The following is a 16,726-nucleotide window of genomic DNA, read 5'->3' as shown; positions in this document are numbered from 1 at the left end:
GGCGCCGCGTGACGGAGCCTCTCGTCCGCGTCGCGGGCGCCGCCCTCGCCTATCGCGATCGACGCGTGCTAGACGCGGTCGATCTCGTCCTCGGCGCGGGCGAGATCCTGGCGCTGCTCGGGCCGAACGGCGCCGGCAAGACCTCGCTGATGCGCCTGATCGCGGGGCGCCTCGCGCCGCAGGCCGGAACGGTGCGGGTCGGCGGCCAGGATCCGTTCCGGGTGCGCGCAGCGCGGCGGGCGATCGGCTGGGTGCCGCAGGAGATCGCGCTCTACCCGCGCCTCACCGTCGCCGAGAATCTCGGCGTGTTCGCGCAGCTCGCCGGCATCGGGCGGCGTGAGCGCGCCATGGCCGTGGCGGAGGCCATGGCGCTCACCGACATCGCCGAGGCGGCCGGGCGCCCGGTCGGGCTGCTCTCGGGCGGCTACCAGCGGCGGGTCAACATCGCGGCGAGCCTGATGTGCCGGCCGGCCCTGGTGCTGCTCGACGAGCCGACGCAAGGGGTGGATCTCGTCGCCCGCGCCGCGATCCACGCCGTGCTCGGGCGCCTGCGCGAAGAGGGCACCGCCATCCTGATCGCCACCCACGACTTCGCCGAAGCCGAGCGCCTCGCCGACCGTGCCGCCTTCATGGCCGGTGGCCGCATCGTCCGCGAAGGTACGCTCGCGGACATGCTGGCCGAGCTTCGTGCCGGCATTCCCGAGCGCGAGGTCGCCCTCAGCCTGCCGGCCGGCCCCGCCGCCGACGAGGCCCTGCGCCGCGCCGGGTTCGCGCCCTCGCACACCCCCCTGGTCTGGCGCGCCGCCCCCGGCCTCGCCCGCCCGCTCGACGGCGCGGACCTGCTCGACGCGCTGCGGGCGCAGGCGGTGCCGGCCTACGAGGTCCGCGTGCGCGCGCCCGGCCTCGAGGCGCTCTACCTCGACGCCCTCGACGGCGGCCCCGCGGGCCTGCGCCTGGCCGAGGCCGCGCGATGATCGGCGCCGCCTTCCGCGTGATGTGGATCAGCCTGATCCGCGACCGCGCCGCCCTGACGATGGCCTTCGTGCTGCCGACCGTCATCTTCGTGATCTTCGCCGCGATCTTCTCGGGCGCGATCGGCGACCGCATCCGCATCCATCTCGGGCTCGCCGACCTCGCCGGCACCGCCACCACCGAGCGCCTGATGAAGGCCCTGGAGGCCGACCCGTCGCTCCGCGTCACCCGCCTGCCCGAGCGCGACTTGGCCGGAATCGTCGCCACGGTGCGCCGCGGCGACGTCGACGTGGCGCTGGTGATCCGCAGCGACCTCGCAGCACCGGTGGCCGGTGCGGCGTCCGAGCAGCCGGTGGTGCTGGTCGAGAGCCCGGCCAAGGCGCTCGCCACCCCGATCGCCCTCGGCCAGCTCCAGCGGGTGCTGAACGAGGCGCTGCCCGACGTGGTGCTGTCGCGGGTCGTCGCCGATGTCGAGCGCAGCGGCAAGATCGGCGCCGACGAGCGCGCCTTCCTCGACGAGGCCTTCGCCGAGCAGCGCGCGAAGAAGGAGCCGTTCAGCTTCGCCTCGCTGGTCGAGCGGCGCAGCACCGCGGAAGGCGCCGCCAACGAGCGCGTGCGCTACTATGCCGGTGCGATCACCGCGGTGTTCCTGCTGTTCGCCGCGATGCAGGGGGCGATGTCGCTCACCGAGGAGCGCGCCACCGGCCTCGCCGACCGGCTGATGGCGGGGCCCGGCGGCCTGGGCGTCATCGTGCTGGGCAAGTTCGCCTTCCTCACCGTGCAGGGCGTCGCCCAGGCCGGGCTGATCTTCGCGGCCGCGGCCCTGCTCTACGGCGTCGAGATCGGCCCGCACTGGCCGGCCTTCCTCGTCACCTGCGCGCTGGTCTCGGCGATGGCGGCCGGGCTCGCGCTCGCCGCCTGCGCCGCCGCCGCGACCCGCCAGCAGGCGCACCTCGCCTCGACCTTCGGCGTGCTGCTGCTCTCGGCGGTCGGCGGCAGCATGGTGCCGCGCTTCCTGATGCCGCCCTGGCTGCAGCAGGCGGGCTGGTTCACGCCGAACGCCTGGGCGATCGAGGCCTACCAGGGCGCCCTCGGCGACGGCGCCGCCGCGGCTTTGGCTGCCTGGGGCGTGCTGTCGGCGATCGGGCTGGCCGGGCTCGGGGCCGCCTTGATGCTCGTTTCGCGGCGGACGGCATGACGATGGTCGACCCGGCGCGACCCGGTGGCGCGTTGACCGCCGATCGGTTCTGCCTAGCTTCAATCGAGGGGACGCCGTCGTCGCGGGCGTGCCGGGAGTATCGAACGCCATGAGCCAGGATTCCACGGTCGCCGTCGTCGGCAGCGGGCTCGGCGGCTTGGCCGCCGCCTGCGTGAGCGCGGCGCGCGGACACCGGGTCACGGTCTACGACAAGAACGACTGGCTCGGCGGAAAGGCCGCGGTGCTGCACGAGGGCGGCTTCCGGTTCGACATGGGGCCGACGATCCTCACCGTGCCGCGCGTGCTGGAGCGCATCTTCGCCGAGGCGGGCCGCAACCTGCACGACTATCTCGACCTGCGCCGGCTCGATCCGCAGTGGCGCTGCTTCTTCGACGACGGCACCCGCATCGACCTGATGCAGGACGTCGCCCGCATGGCCGCCGACATGGATCGCTTCGCGCCGGGCGCCGGGAGCGGCGAGGGCTACAGGAAGTTCTTGGAGGTTTCCGAGAACCTGCACCAGATCTCGGAAAAATTCTTCTTCTGGAAGCCGGTGGAGGACCTGTTCGACACGATCAACGTCCGCGCGAACCTCAACCCCGGGACCCTGCGCGACGTGCTCGCGCTGCGGATGCACGCCTCGGTGGCGAGCACGATCCGCGGCAAGGTGAAGGATGCTCGCCTGGCGCAGATGCTCGACCACTTCGTGCAGTATGTCGGCTCCTCGCCCTACGGCGCGCCGGCGGTGCTCTGCGCCATCGCGCACATGCAGACGGCGGAGGGGGTCTGGTACCCGATGGGCGGCACACGGGCCGTCGCCGAGGCGCTGGCCAAGCTCGCGACCGAGCTCGGCGCGACGCTGAAGCCGGGCGAGGAGGTGTTGGGCCTCGACGTCTCGGCCGGCGCGGTGAAGGGCGTGCGGACCAAGTCCGGCACCACCGCCTACGACGCGGTGATCTCGAACATGGATTCGGTGCGGACCTATAAGGAACTGGTCGGCGGCGACGCCGGCAAGGCCTACGCGAAGAAGAACCCCGAGCCGGCCTGCTCCGGCGTGGTGCTCTACCTCGGCCTGAACAAGCGCTACGAGCACCTGAACCACCACGACTTCGTCTTCTCCAAGGACCCCGAGGAGGAGTTCGACTGGATCTACCGCAAGGGCGAGCCGGCCCCGGACCCGACCGCCTACCTCGCGGCGCCCTCCTCCACCGATCCGTCGGTGGCGCCCGAGGGCGGCGAGGCGCTCTACGTCTTGGTCCACACGCCGTACCTGCGCCCGCACCACGACTGGAAGACGATGTTCCCGGCCTACCGGCAGGTGATCCTCGACAAGCTCAAGCGCACGGCCGGCATGCCCGACCTCGAGGAGCGCATCGTCGTCGAGCGCCACCTCACGCCGCAGGACATCCACGAGCGCTACCACGTGCTCAACGGCGCGATCTACGGGCTGGCCTCCCACGGCAAGGTCATGGGCGCGTTCAAGCCGGGCAACCGCTCGCGGCAGGTGCGCAACCTCTACCTCGCCGGCGGCGCCGCCCATCCCGGGCCGGGCATGCCGATGGTGATGATGTCGGGCTGGATCGCCGCCGACGCGCACGACGCCGACGCCCGCGGGCAGCTGCGCGAATCCGCGTGACCGGCGAAGCGGCACCCGGCATCCTGCCGCCCGGTCCGGTCCGGGATTGAACCCATGGCCGATGCGCCCGATCGCAGCCGCCGGTTCCGGGCGCCGCCGCCGGCCTCGCCGGTGGTGTGGCGGTTCATGGTCGCCTACTTCGATCGCTTCCTCCGGCGGCGGATGAACGCCCTGCGCCTCGCGCGCTGGGGGGCGGCGCCGGAGCTCGGCCCGGGGCCGGTGGTGGTCTACTGCAACCATCCGGCCTGGTGGGATGCGGCGGTGATCATCCTGCTCGCCGGGCGCCTGTTTCCCGAGCGGTCGAGCTACGCGCCGTTCGACGCGCGGATGCTGGAACGCTACGGTGTCTTCCGCCGGATGGGCGCGTTCGGCGTCGACCTCGACACGCCGCGCGGCGCGGCGCAGTTCATGGCGGCCTCGCGCGAGATCCTGGCCCGGCCCGCGAGCGTGCTCTGGATCACCGCCCAGGGGCGCTTCGCCGACGTGCGCAGCCGGCCGCTTGCCCTGCGCGCCGGCGTCGCCCGGCTCGCCGAGATCGCGCCGGACGCGCAGTTCGTGCCGCTGGCGCTCGAATACGCGTTCTGGGACGAGAGCGGCGCCGAGGCCTGCGCGGCCTTCGGCCAACCCGTGTCCGGGCGGACCTTGGGCGATTTGCCCCGCGGCGAGCGCCTCGCGCGGCTGGAGGCCGACCTCACCGCCGTCCTCGATCGCCTGAGCGCCGACGTGATCGCCCGCGATCCGGCGCGGTTCCACGACCTCGCCGCGGGGCGCCAGGGCGTCGGCGGCCTGTACGACGGCTGGCGGCGGATGGCGGCGGCCCTGCGCGGGCGGCGCTTCGAGGCCGGCCACCGGGCCGCGGCCGGGCGGGAGACCCGGGCCGAGGAAGCGCAGCGCTGATGGTCGACCTCGTGCTGCCCGCCCTCGCGATCCTGGCGCTCGCGGCCGCGCTCCTGCCGGCCGTCCTCGCCGCGATGAACCTGACGCTGCTGCGCACGCCCGAGCCGGACGGGCCGGAGGCGGGCCTCGTCTCGATCCTCATCCCGGCGCGCAACGAGGCCGCCCATATCGCGGCGACCGTTCGGGCGGCGCTCGCCGGCGTCGGCGTCGCCGTCGAGGTGCTGGTCGGCGACGACCACTCGACCGACGCCACCGCCGAGATCGTCGCGAGCATCGCCGCCGGCGAGCCGCGCCTGCGCCTCGTGCCTGTGCCGCCGCTGCCGGAGGACTGGACCGGCAAGAACCACGCCTGCGCCCACCTCGCCGGCGAGGCACGTGGCGCGCATCTGCTCTTCGTCGACGCCGACGTGCGGCTCAAGCCGTTCGCGGCGGCCGGCCTCGTCGCCCATGCCCGCCGCACCGGATCGGGCCTCGTCAGCGCGGTGCCGCGGCAGGTGATGGGTACGCTTGGCGAGAAGCTCACCGTGCCGATGATCAACTTCCTGCTCGTCGGCTACCTGCCGGTGGCGATGATGCGCGCCTCGATGCGCCCGGCTTTGGGCACGGCCTGCGGGCAGCTCCTCCTGATCGGGCGCGACGCCTACGCGGCGATCGGCGGCCACGGCGCCATCCGCCGCTTCCTGCACGACGGGGTGAAGCTGCCCCGGCTGCTGCGCGCGGCCGGACACCGCACCGACCTCGTCGCCGGGCACGCGCTCGCCGATTGCCGGATGTATGCGGGATTCTCGCAGTGCTGGGCCGGGTTCTCGAAGAACGCCCACGAGGGCATGGCGACGCCGGTGGCGCTGCCGGTCTGGACCGCCCTGCTCGGCCTCGGCCACGTCCTCCCGCCCGTGCTGGTGCTGGCCGGCCTCCTCGGCGGCCTCGACGCTGCGACCTGGTTCCTGGCGTTCGCGGCGCTCGCCGTCTCGCTGGCGACCCGCACGGCGATCACCCTGGTGACCGACGAGCCGGCCGCGACCATCCCGCTCCACCCCGCGGCGGTCGTGGTCGCGCTGGCGATCCAGTGGAACGTGCTGCTGCGCCGCAAGCGCGCCGGCGCCGCCGTCTGGAAGGGCCGCAGCTATCCGACCGGCGGCGCCTGAGTCTCCGAGAGGATCCACGCCGCCGTCTCCGCATCCGCCTCGGCGACCGCGAGGTGCAGGACGATCGGCGTCTCGTAGGGATGGCGCGCCTTCAGGGCCGCGGCGAGGGTGTCCGACAGGCCCGTGCGCGTCTTCACGATCGCGACGACCTCGCTGCCGTGCTCGATCGCGCCCTTCCAGGCGTAGACCGAGCGCATCCCGGGCAGCACGTTGACGCAGGCGGCGAGCTTGTCCCGCACCAGCGTCTCGCCGACGGCGAGCGCCGTCTCGGCATCGGGGAACGTGGTATAGACGAGGAGCGGACGCTCCATGCTATGGCTCTCTGAACGACTGGGCGCACGCACGAAGCATGGTGCACGCGCACGATTGAGCCCCGCTCCGGCTCCGCGTCAACTCAGGTGGGTCCGGGTCACGCATGCCGCGCTTCCACAAGGTCGCCTTCGTCGCGAGCCCGACGCCCGACGCCCGCGAGGCGGCCGCCGCCCTGATGCGGCGCTACGACCACGTCGCGCCCGAGGAGGCCGACGTGGTGGTCGCCCTCGGCGGCGACGGCCTGATGCTGCAGGTGCTCCACCGCTTCATGGACGCGAAGAAGCCGATCTACGGCATGAACCGCGGCACCGTCGGCTTCCTGATGAACGAGTTCCGCGAGGATACCCTCCTGGAGCGCCTGGAGGCCGCGCATCGCAGCGTCGTCCACCCGCTGCTGATGGAGGCGCACGACACCGAGGGGCGCAGCCACCGCGCGCGCTCGATCAACGAGGTCTACCTGCTGCGCCAGACCCACCAGACCGCCAAGCTCAAGATCTCGGTCGACGGGCAGGTGCGGCTGCCCGAGCTGATCGCCGACGGGGTGCTCGCCGCCACCGCGGCCGGCTCCACCGCCTACAACCTGTCGGTCGGGGGCCCGATCCTGCCGCTCAATGCCAAGCTCCTGGCGCTGACGCCGATCTCGGCGTTCCGGCCCCGGCGCTGGCGCGGCGCGCTGCTGCCGGACCACGCCCACATCCGGATCGAGGTGCTCGACGCCGAGCATAGGCCCGTCGCGGCGGTGGCCGACCACACCGAGTTCCGCCGGGTGTCGATGGTCGACACCTGGCTCGACCGGGAGACCGATCTCGTGCTGCTGCACGACCCCGGCCACAGCCTCGACGAGCGCATCCTGCGCGAGCAGTTCGGCTGAAGGCGCTCGCCTACGCAGCGAGATCCCTGCGCGCCCCGTAAGCGGCGAGCGCGCACAAAGTCTCCGCGAACGCCGCACGGATCTCCGCCATCTGCCCCGCATCGGGGATGGTGCCCGAACTCCGAGCCCCGCCCTCGACCGCGGCGAGCAACCCGACCAGCCGCGTCGCGCCGATGTTCGCGCTCATCGACTTCAGGCCGTGGGCGGCGCTGGCGACGGTGCCGGCTTCGCCTCCGGGGATCGCGGCTTCCAGCGCGGTCAGCGCCGCCGGCGCCTGCCCGGTGTAGAGGCCGAGCACGCGCGCCAGGAAGGCGCCGTCGCCCATCTCGGCGAGGCCTTCGAGGGTTTCGCTGTCGAGGAGCCCGGGGGCGGAAGGCTGGTCCGAGCCTGCTTCGTCGAAGGCGTCCACCCGGGACGCAAGCGTGTCCGCACCGGGCGCGTCGGCCACGACGAAGCGGCCGAGCACCTGCGCGAGCTGGGCCAGGGTGAAGGGTTTTGCCAGCGTCCCGTCCATGTCGGCGTCCTGCCACGCGAGCGCTCCGTCGCCGATCACGTGCGCGGTCATCGCGACGATCGGCAGGCGGGCGGCGCCGGTCTCGGCCTCGCGGCGGCGGATCGCGCGCGTCGCTTCGAACCCGTCGAGAACCGGCATGCTGCCGTCCATCAGGACCAGATCGAAATGGGCGGCCGCGCTCGCGGCCATCGCCTGCGCGCCGTCCCCGACGGTGATCACGTCCGTCACGCCGCAGCGCGCCAGCGCCTCGATCGCGACCTCCAGGTTCACGGCGCTGTCGTCGGCGACGAGCACGCGGGCCTGAGGGAAGCGCGGCAGGGCGTCGGCGGAGGTAGTGGAACGCGGCGCGTTCGCGGCGAACGGGCGGTCGGCGGCGAGCGCTGCCAGCACCGGCCGCCACTCTGCCTGCACCACGGGCCAGCGCAAGACCTCGTCGGCGAGCCCGGCGCGGAGCGCCTGCTGACCGGCCGGATCGCCCATCGGCACCACCGCGACCACCCGCAGGGCCGCGTCCGGGCGGCGCCCCCGCGCGAGCAGCTCGGCCGCATCCATGATCCAGGGTGCGCGATCCGGCGCGGTGTCCGCAAGCGGGGCGAGGTCCGCCTCGACGAGGCCCGCCGCCAGCGCCACGCATGTCGCACCGCCGAGGCCGGCGAGCACGACGCCCTTCGGCGCCTCGGCCGACCGGCGGATCGTCTCGGCCGTCTCCGGCGCTTCGATCGGGATCCGCGCCCAGAAGGTCGAGCCCTCGCCGACGCGGCTCTCGAGGCCGACGCCGCCGCCCATCGCCGCGATCAGGCGCTCCGCGATCGAGAGGCCGAGGCCGGTGCCGCCGAAGCGGCGCGTGGTCGATTGGTCGGCCTGGGTGAAGGCGGTGAACACCCCGGCGATCTTGTCCTGCGGAATGCCGATGCCGGTGTCGACGACGGCGATCTCCAGCATCCGCCCGCCGTCGCAGGTCCTCATGCGGACGAGGACGTGGCCCGCTTCCGTGAACTTGAGGGCGTTGGAGACGAAGTTGCTGACGACCTGGCCGAGGCGCACCGGGTCGCCGACCATGCCGGCGGGCACGTCCGCGCCGATCTCGGCCGCGAGGTCGAGCCCGGCCGTGCGGGCGCGCTCGCCGAACAGCGTGACGACCGAGTCGGCGATCTCGGCCGGGCTGATCGCGGCGCGCTCTAATTCGAGCTTGCCGGCCTCCACCTTCGCGAAGTCGAGGATGTCGTTGATGATCGCCAGCAGCGATTGTCCCGAGCGCGCGATCACCTCGGCGTAGCGGCGCTGGCGCGGCGGCAGGTCGGTGGCGGCCAGGAGCTCGGCCATCACCAGCATGCCGTTCATCGGCGTGCGGATCTCGTGGCTCATGGTGGCGAGGAAGGTGGATTTCGCGGCGTTGGCGGCGTCCGCCTGCTCCCGCGCCTCGCTGAGATCGTGGGTCCGCACGCGGACCTCCTCCTCCAGCCCGGTGCTGTAGGCGGCGAGCTGCCGGTCGCGGACCTTCACCGCGCCGAGCAGGTCGTTGAAGGTCTGGGCCAGGGCCCCGACCTCGTCGTCGGTGGTGACGTCGGCCCGTCGGCTGTAGTCGTGGCGCGAGCGCACCGCGTCCATGGTGCCGGCGAGCGCGGTCAGCGGCCGCGTCACGGCGCGCTGGAGCCTGAGCGAGACCGCGAGGCCGACGGCCACCGCGACGAGGCCGGCGAGCAGCGCGTTGAGCGCGACGCCGCCGAGGCGGTCGGCGAGGTCGCCGGTCTCGGCCACCACCACGACCCGGCCGATCTCGCGCTGGTTCTCCAGCACCGGCTCGCCGACCTTGAGGGTCCGGGTGAGGAGCAGAGCGAGGAGCGACGGCTGCTCGGCGGCGTCGAGGTCGAGGTCGTTCGACAGCCTGAGCCCGATGCCCTGCTCGCCGAGGATGCTGCCGTCCGGGCGAATCAGCGCGGCGTAGACCAGCGAGGGGTTACGCGCGATCGCCCGAAGGGTGGTGTCGGCCGCATCCGCGTCGTCGCTCGCGATGGCGCCGGCGCCGCTCTGCGCGAGCACGCGCGCGACCGTGCGCAGGGCCTCGCGCTTGTCGGCGGCGTAGCGGTCGACCTCGCGCCAGACCGAGAGCGTGGTCGCGACGAGGAGCGCCACCGCGACGGCGCCGACGACCGCCCAGGCGACCCGGCCCGCGAGGGACCGCCGCGGGTCCAGTGCCTTCCAACGCATCGTGCCCCGGCCTTCCTTCGAACGTCGCATCCGATCGCGACGGCTCACGCGGCTGCGCGCAGCCATTGCCGCTCGACCTCGCCCCAGCCGGCCAGGAACGCCGCGACGCAGGCCGGGTCGAAGTGCGAGCCTGCGTTGTCGGACAGGAGCGCCCGCGCCTTCTCGAGCGACCAGGCCTCCTTGTACGGCCGCTCCGAGACCAGGGCGTCGAACACGTCGGCCACGGCGACGATGCGGCCCGACAGCGGGATCGCCTCGCCGGCCAGGCCCGCCGGATACCCGGTGCCGTCCCAGCGCTCGTGGTGGCTCGCGGCGATCTCGGCGGCGAGCTGAACCACGTTCGAGGTGCTGCCTTCGAGGATGCGGCGGCCGCGCTCGGCGTGCTTCTCCATCTCGCTGCGCTCGTCGACCGAGAGCGCGCCCTGCTTGAGCAGGATCGCGTCGGGCACGCCGATCTTGCCGACGTCGTGCATCGTCGAGGCGAGGCTCAGGAGGCGGCAATATTCGGCGTCGAAGCCGAGGTTCCTCGCGATGATGCCGACATAGGTCGAAACCCGCGCGATGTGGTTGCCGGTGTCGGTGTCGCGGTGCTCGGCCGCGCGCATCAGGAGGTCGATGATCTCGCGCTCGCGCGCCTCGATCACCGAGACGGCGGCGGCGACCTCGCGCGCCAGCCACGCCGCGCGGTCCTGCTCCTGGCGGTGGGCGTGGCTGATCTTCATCAGGTTGCCGACGCGCGCCCGGATCTCGGCGGGGTCGAACGGCTTGCCCAGGAAGTCGGTGGCGCCGGCATCGAGCGCCTGCCGGCGGATCGTGCGCTGGTCCATGCTCGTCACCATGACGATCGGCACGTGGGCGAAGCCCTCCACGCCGCGCGCGGCCGCAATGAACTCGAGCCCGGTCATCCCCGGCATGTCGTAGTCGGTGATGGCGATGCCGATGCGCTCGACGTTGTCGCGCAGGAACGCCAGCGCCGCGACGGGGCAGGTGAACTCGACCGGCTCGCAGTCGGGCACGGGCTTCAGCGCCTGGACGACGAGCAGGTTGTTGAGTTCCGCATCATCGAGGATCAGCGCGAGCATGAGGCTCCATCCCGTCGGCGGTGAAGGGGGCCCGTCGTCATTGCGTCAGCAGCAGCCGGCCGGAGACCGGGCCGACGCCCTTCGGCACCGGCACGCTCGTCGCGCCGTAATTCGCGTTGAGGACGAGGTTCGGGCCTTCGTAGAGGTTGATCTGCTGGGCCACGATCACGGTGTAGGCCGACTGGTCGGCCACCGGCCTGGATGCGTCGATCACAAGGCGGCCCGCCGGCAGGTAGATCGTGCCGAGCATGGTGCGGGCGTTGTCGCTGATGATGCGGTAGGTCCGCACCGGCTTGGTGAAGGCGAGCGGCGGCGGCGTCGGGCTGATGATGTCCCCGAGCAGGGTTTCGACGAGCGCCGTCGGATCGATCGGCAGGATGACCCCGCGATCCTCCGACAGCAGCAAACCAGCCATGATCCCGGTCGTGGGGGCGGTCAGGCTGATGGTGGTCTTCTTGTCGAAGACCAGGCCGCCGTTGTTCCCGGTGAAGTAGAAGGCCACGTCGGTGCCGGTGAGCGTCGCCTTCTTGTCGACGACGAGCGGACCGTCCTTCATCACGTAGATGCCAGGCTTCAGCGTGACGACGGCGTCCTTGGTGATGTGCAGGCCGGCGCAATAGGTGCCCGGCTCCAGGGTGATGTCTCTGTCGATCGTCTTGATCGCGCGCACGTTGAGCAGGTTGAGCGGGAACGGCAGCGTCGCGCAGGCGCCGATCGGCGGCGCGGCGCGGTCCTTCAGCGGATCCTCGATCCCCGGGCACCCGGTCTGCGGCGTCGGGCTGAAGTTCGCGCGCACGCCGAGGTAGCCACCGGCCGAGCAGATCGTCTGCGCCTTGGCGATCGCGTTGTCCTGGCCCACCATTCCCGTCCCCGAGACGGAGTTCGAGTAGAGGGCGCAATCGGTGGCGGTGACCTGCGCGTTCTTCTGCAGGTTGAACGCGCCGGCGGCGAAGGGGTCGAGCGCCAGCATGCACAGGCGCATCCGACCGACGACGCTCGCCTGCGCCTTCACCGCGAGCTTGGCGGCGGGCATCCCGACGAAGCTGCCGAAGGACAGATTGTAGCTCTCGGCGGCGATCGCCGCGACATTGGTCTTGTCGGGCGCGACCGTGACCTGCACGGTCAGCGGCCGGTCCGGCGGCGATTTTGCCTCCGATCGCACCGTCTGCTCGGTGACGCCGACCACCGCGGCGGTGCTCGACAGGGCAAGCTTGAGGGCGTTGCCGCCGGCGAGCGCTCCGGCGTCGACGGCGGCCTGCAACTGGTTCCGCCGGGCCGCAAGGCGCGCATAGTCGACGCCGCCGCCGACGAGGCCGAGCAGCATCGTCGCGCAGAGGCAGAAGATGACGGCCACGGCGCCGCGTCCGTCGGCTCCGAACGCCCGGAAGCGAGACGCCGCGGACGCGAACGCCACGCCGCCGCGATGCCCCGTTCGCCACCCGCTCCCCATCCCGACCGCCTCCTCGGCCCATCTTGAACCGACGGGTCTACAGGCTTCGGATTAATGAAAGGCCCTCTCGATCCGATCGGATGGAGGCGGGCGCAGAGTGATCGCGTCTGGCGTGCAGGACTTGATGAAAACAATCAAGGATTGAATTATTAGGGTCGATGCTCGTCTCCGGACGAGAACCGTTGCAGGATCGAGCCTGAATCTACATCTACAGGTAGAATTTTGCGGCGGTTTGTCGACGATATCGACCGTAGCGCCCGGCCGGCATCGAATATCGGTATTACCCCAGGTTGTAGGCCTGTTCGCCGCTCGGATCGCGTCGTCGCCGCTGCGATTGCCTTGCCCGGCCTCAGGAATTTTAAAGCTCTACCACCGTAGACTGCGGTCCATTCGGGGTAGGACCGGGCCGACGATCGGCGATCCGATGCCCTTCAGGCCGAGAATGCGTCGGACGCCCAGGACACGCTGCACGTTGCCGATCGATCGGCCCGGACCCGTCGGCTCGATCGCCGTTCGCGCTGCGGATCTCCGGGCGTGGCTTCGCCGCGCATCGGTTCACGCATGGGCGCGGGTCCGGTTCGTGTCCGCGGCGGCTCCGATCCGGGCGGGCCTGCTGGGCGACCGTCGCGGCGTCGCCGCCGTCGAGTTCGCGATGCTGGCGCTGCCCTTCATCGCCCTGCTCGGCGTCGTCGCCGAATCCGGCGTGGTCGTGCTGGCCCAGCAGACCCTCGACGTGTCCGTCGACCGGGCCTCGCGCCTGCTGCGGACGGGCGAGTTCCAAGACCGGGCCGACGGCTCGGATCCGGCACAGCGCCTGCGGCAGCTGATGTGCGGCACTTCCAGCCTCTTCTTCGCCTGCCGGGACGTCCGCCTCGACGTGACGCGGGCGGAGACCTTCAAGGGCTCGCAGGTGTCCGAGCCCTACGACACACAGACCAAGACCGTCTCGCAGAGTTTCGGCACCCAGTTCCAGTGCCCGACGGGGGACGACGTGATCGCGATCCGCGCGGCCGTCCCGATCCTGCGGCTGTTCGCGTTCCTCGACTTCACCGGGCGTCGCCTCGCCGACAACCGCCAGCTCCTCGTCTCGACCGTGATCTTCCGGGCGGAAGCCTACGACGCGAAGCCCTGCCAATGACGGCGGGCCGGGGCGGCCTCGGGCGGTTCGCGCGTGCGGAAGGCGGCGTCAGCGGCGTCGAGTTCGCCTTCATCGCCCCGATCCTGGTCCTGATGTTCATGGCCTCGATCGAGCTTCCGCGCGCGATCACCACGGGGCGCCGGGTCTCGCTCGCGGCGACGACGATGGCGGACCTGATCTCGCGCGCCGACGTGACCGACATCGCCGACGTCTACGCCGCCGCACAGGCCGTCTCGAGCCCGTACGACCTCGGCCGTGCAGGCATCGTGCTCACCGCCGGCGGGATCTACCTCGACGGGTCGACCCCCGTGGCGAAGGTCTGCTCCAGCGTCGCGCGCAACGACACGCAGCGCGCGGCCGGCTCGACGATCGGCCCCGCGCCGGCCGGAACGGCAAGCCCCGGGGACCGTCTGGTGATGGCCGAGCTGCGCCTGCCCTACACCGCCGTGTTCGGCGTCTTCCCCGTCCTGAACCGCTGGACGTTCGTGGTCAGCAAGACCTGGCCGGTGCGGGCCGGCAAGACCTATCTCGGGCGCGAGGAAGTCGTGCTGCCCGGCGGAAAGCCCTGCGCGGCATTCTGAACGAAGACGCATCGCGCGCGCCGCGATGATCGAGCGGGAAGGCGCGGCCCACACGCACGAGGCGCGACGGCCGGCTCGATCATGAAAGGCCGCGATTTCCGAAGACGGTCCCGAAACGCAAAAAGCCGGCCTGAGCCAGCTCTTGCAGTTCGATCAGTACCTGAATTGGAGCGGGCGAAGGGATTCGAACCCTCGACCCCAACCTTGGCAAGGCTCTCACCCCGCCGCAACTTTCCTAGGGACCGGCGTCCGGCCCGTCAATTCCCATGCAACGCCGTTCGATTGGATCGAGCGCCATGCACGGCCATGCGGGCCGGATTTCGTAATTGCGGGGCCATTCCGGGACCCCGCTCCGGGCGTCAGATATACACGTACCGCCCATCCTTCAGACGCATCCGGATCCCCAGGACGACGACGAAGGCTCCCGGCAGGATCTGGAACAGGTAGCTCACCAGGTACAGCCAGGGCGCGCCGGCCATCGCGGACATGATCGCCTCCGCGGTGGATCCGACCAGCATGAGGCCGGAGCCGAGGATGAGCGCGTCGAGGCTGTAAGCCCGCTTTGGCTGCGGCTCGGTCCTCAGGATCCCGCCGACGCTCCACCAGCAGCCGAGAGCATGCCGGAGCTGATCGAGCTTGGTGTCGCAGTCGGCGAGGTGCGATGACCACTCCTCGGCGTAGGACTCCCGCTTGCCCTCCGGCAGCCGGGCGGCCGCCTTGCGGATGAGGAAGCGGGCGAGCCTCGGGCAGCGGTCGTAGAGGTCCGCGCCCAGGATGTTCATGAGCAGCCCGATCAGGAGTTCCATGCGAGGGCTCCTTCCGGCGCGACCTGGTACTCGGCGAACGCGGCACGGGCCCGGGCGCGCCCTGCCATCGTCAGCGTGTAGAACCGTCGCCTCGGCCTCCCGGCCTCGCTCGGTTCCACCTCCTCCCACTTCCCCTCGACCCAGCCGGCGGTCTCCAGCCGGGCGAGCATGGGGTACATCGTCCCCGACCCGATGCGGGCGGACTTGCTGATCTCCGCGCCCGACCTCCCCTCAAGGGGAGCCGAGAGCAGGAACTTGAGCGCGCGCAGGGTCGTGTCGGAGAGCCGGACGTCCTCAGCCATGGTGTACCTCGAAAGTCGACATAGCCCCCTATATCGACTTTCGACTACGCTTGTCTAGTCCCTGGTCCTTCCGACGCAGGGCCCGCCCTCAGGCCAGTGTCGCGAGGTCGGCTTTGTCCTCCTCCGGCGCCGCCGGGGCCCACTCCATCCGGATCTCGGCCGCGCGGCGTTCCAGGTCCTCGGCCGCTCGGATCGCGAGACGCCGAGTGGGCTCGAACAGGGCATCGGGCACGGGGCGGGAGCCCGAAATCCACTGCGACACCTGCGCCTGGGTGATGCGCCGGCCCGCAACTTCCGAGAGCGCCGTCGCGAAGAAGCTCTGCCAGCGCGGCCCGAAGGCTCGCTCGCCGAGGCTGATGACGCCCCGTCGGATGAGGATTTGAGCCTCGGTCAAACCCGAGAGGTCGACCTTGGCCTCGCGGATCGGCTTGGGGAAATCGAAGGACACGGTGCGGGCTCCTGCGCAGGACGGGCGTTTCAATTCTACACCGGCCGCCCCGTGATGGGGGGCCGGTGGAGGTGCAGGCTTCAGGCGGCCTCGACTTCGAGGAGGTTTTTGATCCCCCGGCGGATGCGCTCGGCGCCCTCGTGCAGGCCCTGGTCGTTGCCGGCCTTCCAGCCGAGGATCGCCATCTCGACCTCGCGGCGCGTGACGTCTCCGGGGAGCGAGAGGATCGGCCTGCCACCCACGCGGACTTGGATGCTCATGCCTCCCGGCGCGCCCCACGCCCACCACCCCTGACCGCGGACGTCGTACCCGGGGAACTGGCCGATGCGATCGCACGCGACCTCCTCAAGATGGCGCACCTGCAGGTTTCGCAGAGTCGCAATCAAGTGCTCGCGTGCCTCCCAGCGGTCGTGGCCGGCGCGTCCGTGGCCGGTCATCCGAGCTACCTCTCCGACGAAGGTCCTGGCGGCGTAGACGGCCCTCTCAGCGGCCGTCCACTCGTCGTCCTCGGTCGACTGGCGCAGCGTCGGTGCCGCGGCGGCGTGCGGCTCCAGGGCGGCGGCGACGGTAGCGTGGTCGTCGGAGGTGCAGAAGTCGAACGTGAGGATCGCGGCAACGGCGGGGTGCTCCGGGAAGGCGCGTTTGGCGGCGGCCCGACCCTCGGCGTCGATCGTGCCGAGGGCGCCGAACATGGCGTAGACGGTCGCGTCCTCGTCCCGGGACGGGGACGCGGCGAGCACGGCCTCGATGGCGGGGATGGCAGCTTTCATGGGTGTGGTCCTTCCGGAAGGGCTGGGTTCGGTCCTGAGGCCCGGGATCGGGAGGTCTCTCACCCCTCCCGAGGGGCGGGCCTCAGTCGCCGGAGAGGCGGCGCTCGGCGCGCTTGCGCAGCACGGAGGCCTCGATCGTGCGGGCCGTCGGGCCGGTGCGCACGTGCACGGTCGCCTCGCGCTCGAAGTCCCGCTCGCCCTCGTAGCGGCGGTAGACGCCGACCCGGACGATCCAATTGCCGTCGAACCTGAACTCGCCCTCGGTCGTCAGGCGCAGGCCGTCGTCGAAGTCCACGCCGTCGTTGTCGAAGTCCACCATCCTGGCCATGTCCGGATCCTCTGTGCTGGGGGTAGGGTTCTCGCCTGAGGCCGGGGGGCGATCCCCCGGCCGGTCCG

The 16,726-nt window shown here is 71.7% G+C and carries 17 protein-coding genes; 8 read left to right on the top strand and 9 right to left on the bottom strand.

The window, feature by feature from the left end; translation table 11 throughout:
* Positions 1 to 8: 8 nt before the first annotated feature.
* From MKK70_RS18205 to MKK70_RS18185, 5 genes are all read left to right on the top strand, one after another.
* Positions 9 to 974, top strand: a complete 966-nt coding sequence (locus MKK70_RS18205; protein WP_147858438.1) for an ABC transporter ATP-binding protein — start codon at positions 9 to 11, stop codon at positions 972 to 974.
* Entirely contained in the window at positions 971 to 2,170 is a 1,200-nt protein-coding gene (locus MKK70_RS18200) for an ABC transporter permease (protein WP_147858439.1), read from the top strand. Before MKK70_RS18205 ends, MKK70_RS18200 begins: the two co-directional genes overlap by 4 nt.
* A gap of 109 nt (positions 2,171 to 2,279) precedes the next feature.
* The gene (locus tag MKK70_RS18195; RefSeq protein ID WP_147729536.1) at positions 2,280 to 3,806 is read left to right on the top strand and encodes a phytoene desaturase family protein; all 1,527 of its coding nucleotides are present in this window, start codon (positions 2,280 to 2,282) and stop codon (positions 3,804 to 3,806) included.
* Between the two features lie 126 nt (positions 3,807 to 3,932).
* Positions 3,933 to 4,703, top strand: coding sequence for a lysophospholipid acyltransferase family protein (locus MKK70_RS18190; protein WP_147858456.1), 771 nt, complete (start codon positions 3,933 to 3,935; stop codon positions 4,701 to 4,703).
* Positions 4,703 to 5,848, top strand: a complete 1,146-nt coding sequence (locus MKK70_RS18185; RefSeq protein WP_243949242.1) for a glycosyltransferase — start codon at positions 4,703 to 4,705, stop codon at positions 5,846 to 5,848. The genes MKK70_RS18190 and MKK70_RS18185 overlap by 1 nt, the downstream gene beginning before the upstream one ends.
* Here MKK70_RS18185 and cutA read toward each other — a convergent pair.
* Positions 5,827 to 6,159 (bottom strand): divalent-cation tolerance protein CutA, encoded by a 333-nt coding sequence (cutA, locus tag MKK70_RS18180; protein ID WP_147726304.1) that lies wholly within the window; start codon positions 6,157 to 6,159, stop codon positions 5,827 to 5,829. The genes MKK70_RS18185 and cutA overlap by 22 nt on opposite strands.
* A gap of 104 nt (positions 6,160 to 6,263) precedes the next feature.
* Between cutA and MKK70_RS18175 the strand changes: the two genes are divergently transcribed.
* On the top strand, positions 6,264 to 7,031 hold the full coding sequence (locus tag MKK70_RS18175; RefSeq protein ID WP_147726303.1) for an NAD kinase: 768 nt from the start codon (positions 6,264 to 6,266) through the stop codon (positions 7,029 to 7,031).
* A 10-nt stretch (positions 7,032 to 7,041) separates the two neighbouring features.
* Here the strand turns inward: MKK70_RS18175 and MKK70_RS18170 are convergent, their stop codons facing one another.
* The 3 genes from MKK70_RS18170 to MKK70_RS18160 are packed head-to-tail and all read right to left on the bottom strand — an operon-like array spanning position 7,042 to position 12,285.
* The gene (locus MKK70_RS18170) at positions 7,042 to 9,753 is read right to left on the bottom strand and encodes an ATP-binding protein (protein WP_243949240.1); all 2,712 of its coding nucleotides are present in this window, start codon (positions 9,751 to 9,753) and stop codon (positions 7,042 to 7,044) included.
* A gap of 44 nt (positions 9,754 to 9,797) precedes the next feature.
* A complete protein-coding gene (locus tag MKK70_RS18165; protein WP_243949239.1) occupies positions 9,798 to 10,835 on the bottom strand; it encodes an HD-GYP domain-containing protein in 1,038 nt (345 codons plus the stop codon).
* A 37-nt stretch (positions 10,836 to 10,872) separates the two neighbouring features.
* Positions 10,873 to 12,285 (bottom strand): pilus assembly protein, encoded by a 1,413-nt coding sequence (locus MKK70_RS18160; protein WP_279603704.1) that lies wholly within the window; start codon positions 12,283 to 12,285, stop codon positions 10,873 to 10,875.
* 580 nt (positions 12,286 to 12,865) lie between these two features.
* Between MKK70_RS18160 and MKK70_RS18155 the strand changes: the two genes are divergently transcribed.
* Complete coding sequence (locus MKK70_RS18155) at positions 12,866 to 13,423, top strand: TadE/TadG family type IV pilus assembly protein (protein ID WP_243949237.1); 558 nt, start codon at positions 12,866 to 12,868, stop codon at positions 13,421 to 13,423.
* Complete coding sequence (locus MKK70_RS18150) at positions 13,420 to 14,004, top strand: TadE/TadG family type IV pilus assembly protein (protein ID WP_147726298.1); 585 nt, start codon at positions 13,420 to 13,422, stop codon at positions 14,002 to 14,004. Before MKK70_RS18155 ends, MKK70_RS18150 begins: the two co-directional genes overlap by 4 nt.
* A 359-nt stretch (positions 14,005 to 14,363) precedes the next feature.
* On the opposite strand, the gene MKK70_RS18145 is transcribed toward MKK70_RS18150, so the two are convergent.
* The 5 genes from MKK70_RS18145 to MKK70_RS18125 form a co-directional block, all read right to left on the bottom strand.
* Positions 14,364 to 14,810: a hypothetical protein gene (locus tag MKK70_RS18145; RefSeq protein WP_056250388.1), complete on the bottom strand. Its 447-nt coding sequence runs from the start codon at positions 14,808 to 14,810 to the stop codon at positions 14,364 to 14,366.
* Positions 14,798 to 15,112 carry a PadR family transcriptional regulator gene (locus tag MKK70_RS18140; RefSeq protein ID WP_056250390.1) on the bottom strand — a complete coding sequence of 105 codons (315 nt, stop codon included), beginning with the start codon at positions 15,110 to 15,112 and terminating at the stop codon, positions 14,798 to 14,800. The genes MKK70_RS18145 and MKK70_RS18140 overlap by 13 nt, the downstream gene beginning before the upstream one ends.
* Before the next feature lie 88 nt (positions 15,113 to 15,200).
* Complete coding sequence (locus tag MKK70_RS18135; RefSeq protein WP_056250392.1) at positions 15,201 to 15,560, bottom strand: hypothetical protein; 360 nt, start codon at positions 15,558 to 15,560, stop codon at positions 15,201 to 15,203.
* Positions 15,561 to 15,640: 80 nt separating this feature from the next.
* Entirely contained in the window at positions 15,641 to 16,330 is a 690-nt protein-coding gene (locus MKK70_RS18130) for a hypothetical protein (protein ID WP_147842675.1), read from the bottom strand.
* Between the two features lie 82 nt (positions 16,331 to 16,412).
* Entirely contained in the window at positions 16,413 to 16,658 is a 246-nt protein-coding gene (locus MKK70_RS18125) for a hypothetical protein (protein WP_147842676.1), read from the bottom strand.
* Positions 16,659 to 16,726: the final 68 nt, after the last annotated feature.

Origin of the sequence: Methylobacterium sp. E-041 (genome assembly GCF_022829665.1) — a bacterium.
Taxonomy (GTDB): Bacteria; Pseudomonadota; Alphaproteobacteria; order Rhizobiales; family Beijerinckiaceae; genus Methylobacterium.
The sequence above is the reverse complement of the archived record's forward strand: the minus strand, read 5'-3'. Positions and strand labels throughout refer to the sequence as shown.

Coding starts and splice junctions, on each gene's coding strand:
- MKK70_RS18200 (WP_147858439.1), top strand. CDS start 971: ATGATCGGCGCCGCCTTCCGCGTGATGTGGATCAGCCTGATCCGCGAC.
- MKK70_RS18195 (WP_147729536.1), top strand. CDS start 2,280: ATGAGCCAGGATTCCACGGTCGCCGTCGTCGGCAGCGGGCTCGGCGGC.
- MKK70_RS18190 (WP_147858456.1), top strand. CDS start 3,933: ATGGTCGCCTACTTCGATCGCTTCCTCCGGCGGCGGATGAACGCCCTG.
- MKK70_RS18185 (WP_243949242.1), top strand. CDS start 4,703: ATGGTCGACCTCGTGCTGCCCGCCCTCGCGATCCTGGCGCTCGCGGCC.
- cutA (WP_147726304.1), bottom strand. CDS start 6,159: ATGGAGCGTCCGCTCCTCGTCTATACCACGTTCCCCGATGCCGAGACG.
- MKK70_RS18175 (WP_147726303.1), top strand. CDS start 6,264: ATGCCGCGCTTCCACAAGGTCGCCTTCGTCGCGAGCCCGACGCCCGAC.
- MKK70_RS18170 (WP_243949240.1), bottom strand. CDS start 9,753: ATGCGTTGGAAGGCACTGGACCCGCGGCGGTCCCTCGCGGGCCGGGTC.
- MKK70_RS18165 (WP_243949239.1), bottom strand. CDS start 10,835: ATGCTCGCGCTGATCCTCGATGATGCGGAACTCAACAACCTGCTCGTC.
- MKK70_RS18160 (WP_279603704.1), bottom strand. CDS start 12,285: ATGGGGAGCGGGTGGCGAACGGGGCATCGCGGCGGCGTGGCGTTCGCG.
- MKK70_RS18150 (WP_147726298.1), top strand. CDS start 13,420: ATGACGGCGGGCCGGGGCGGCCTCGGGCGGTTCGCGCGTGCGGAAGGC.
- MKK70_RS18145 (WP_056250388.1), bottom strand. CDS start 14,810: ATGGAACTCCTGATCGGGCTGCTCATGAACATCCTGGGCGCGGACCTC.
- MKK70_RS18140 (WP_056250390.1), bottom strand. CDS start 15,112: ATGGCTGAGGACGTCCGGCTCTCCGACACGACCCTGCGCGCGCTCAAG.
- MKK70_RS18130 (WP_147842675.1), bottom strand. CDS start 16,330: ATGAAAGCTGCCATCCCCGCCATCGAGGCCGTGCTCGCCGCGTCCCCG.
- MKK70_RS18125 (WP_147842676.1), bottom strand. CDS start 16,658: ATGGCCAGGATGGTGGACTTCGACAACGACGGCGTGGACTTCGACGAC.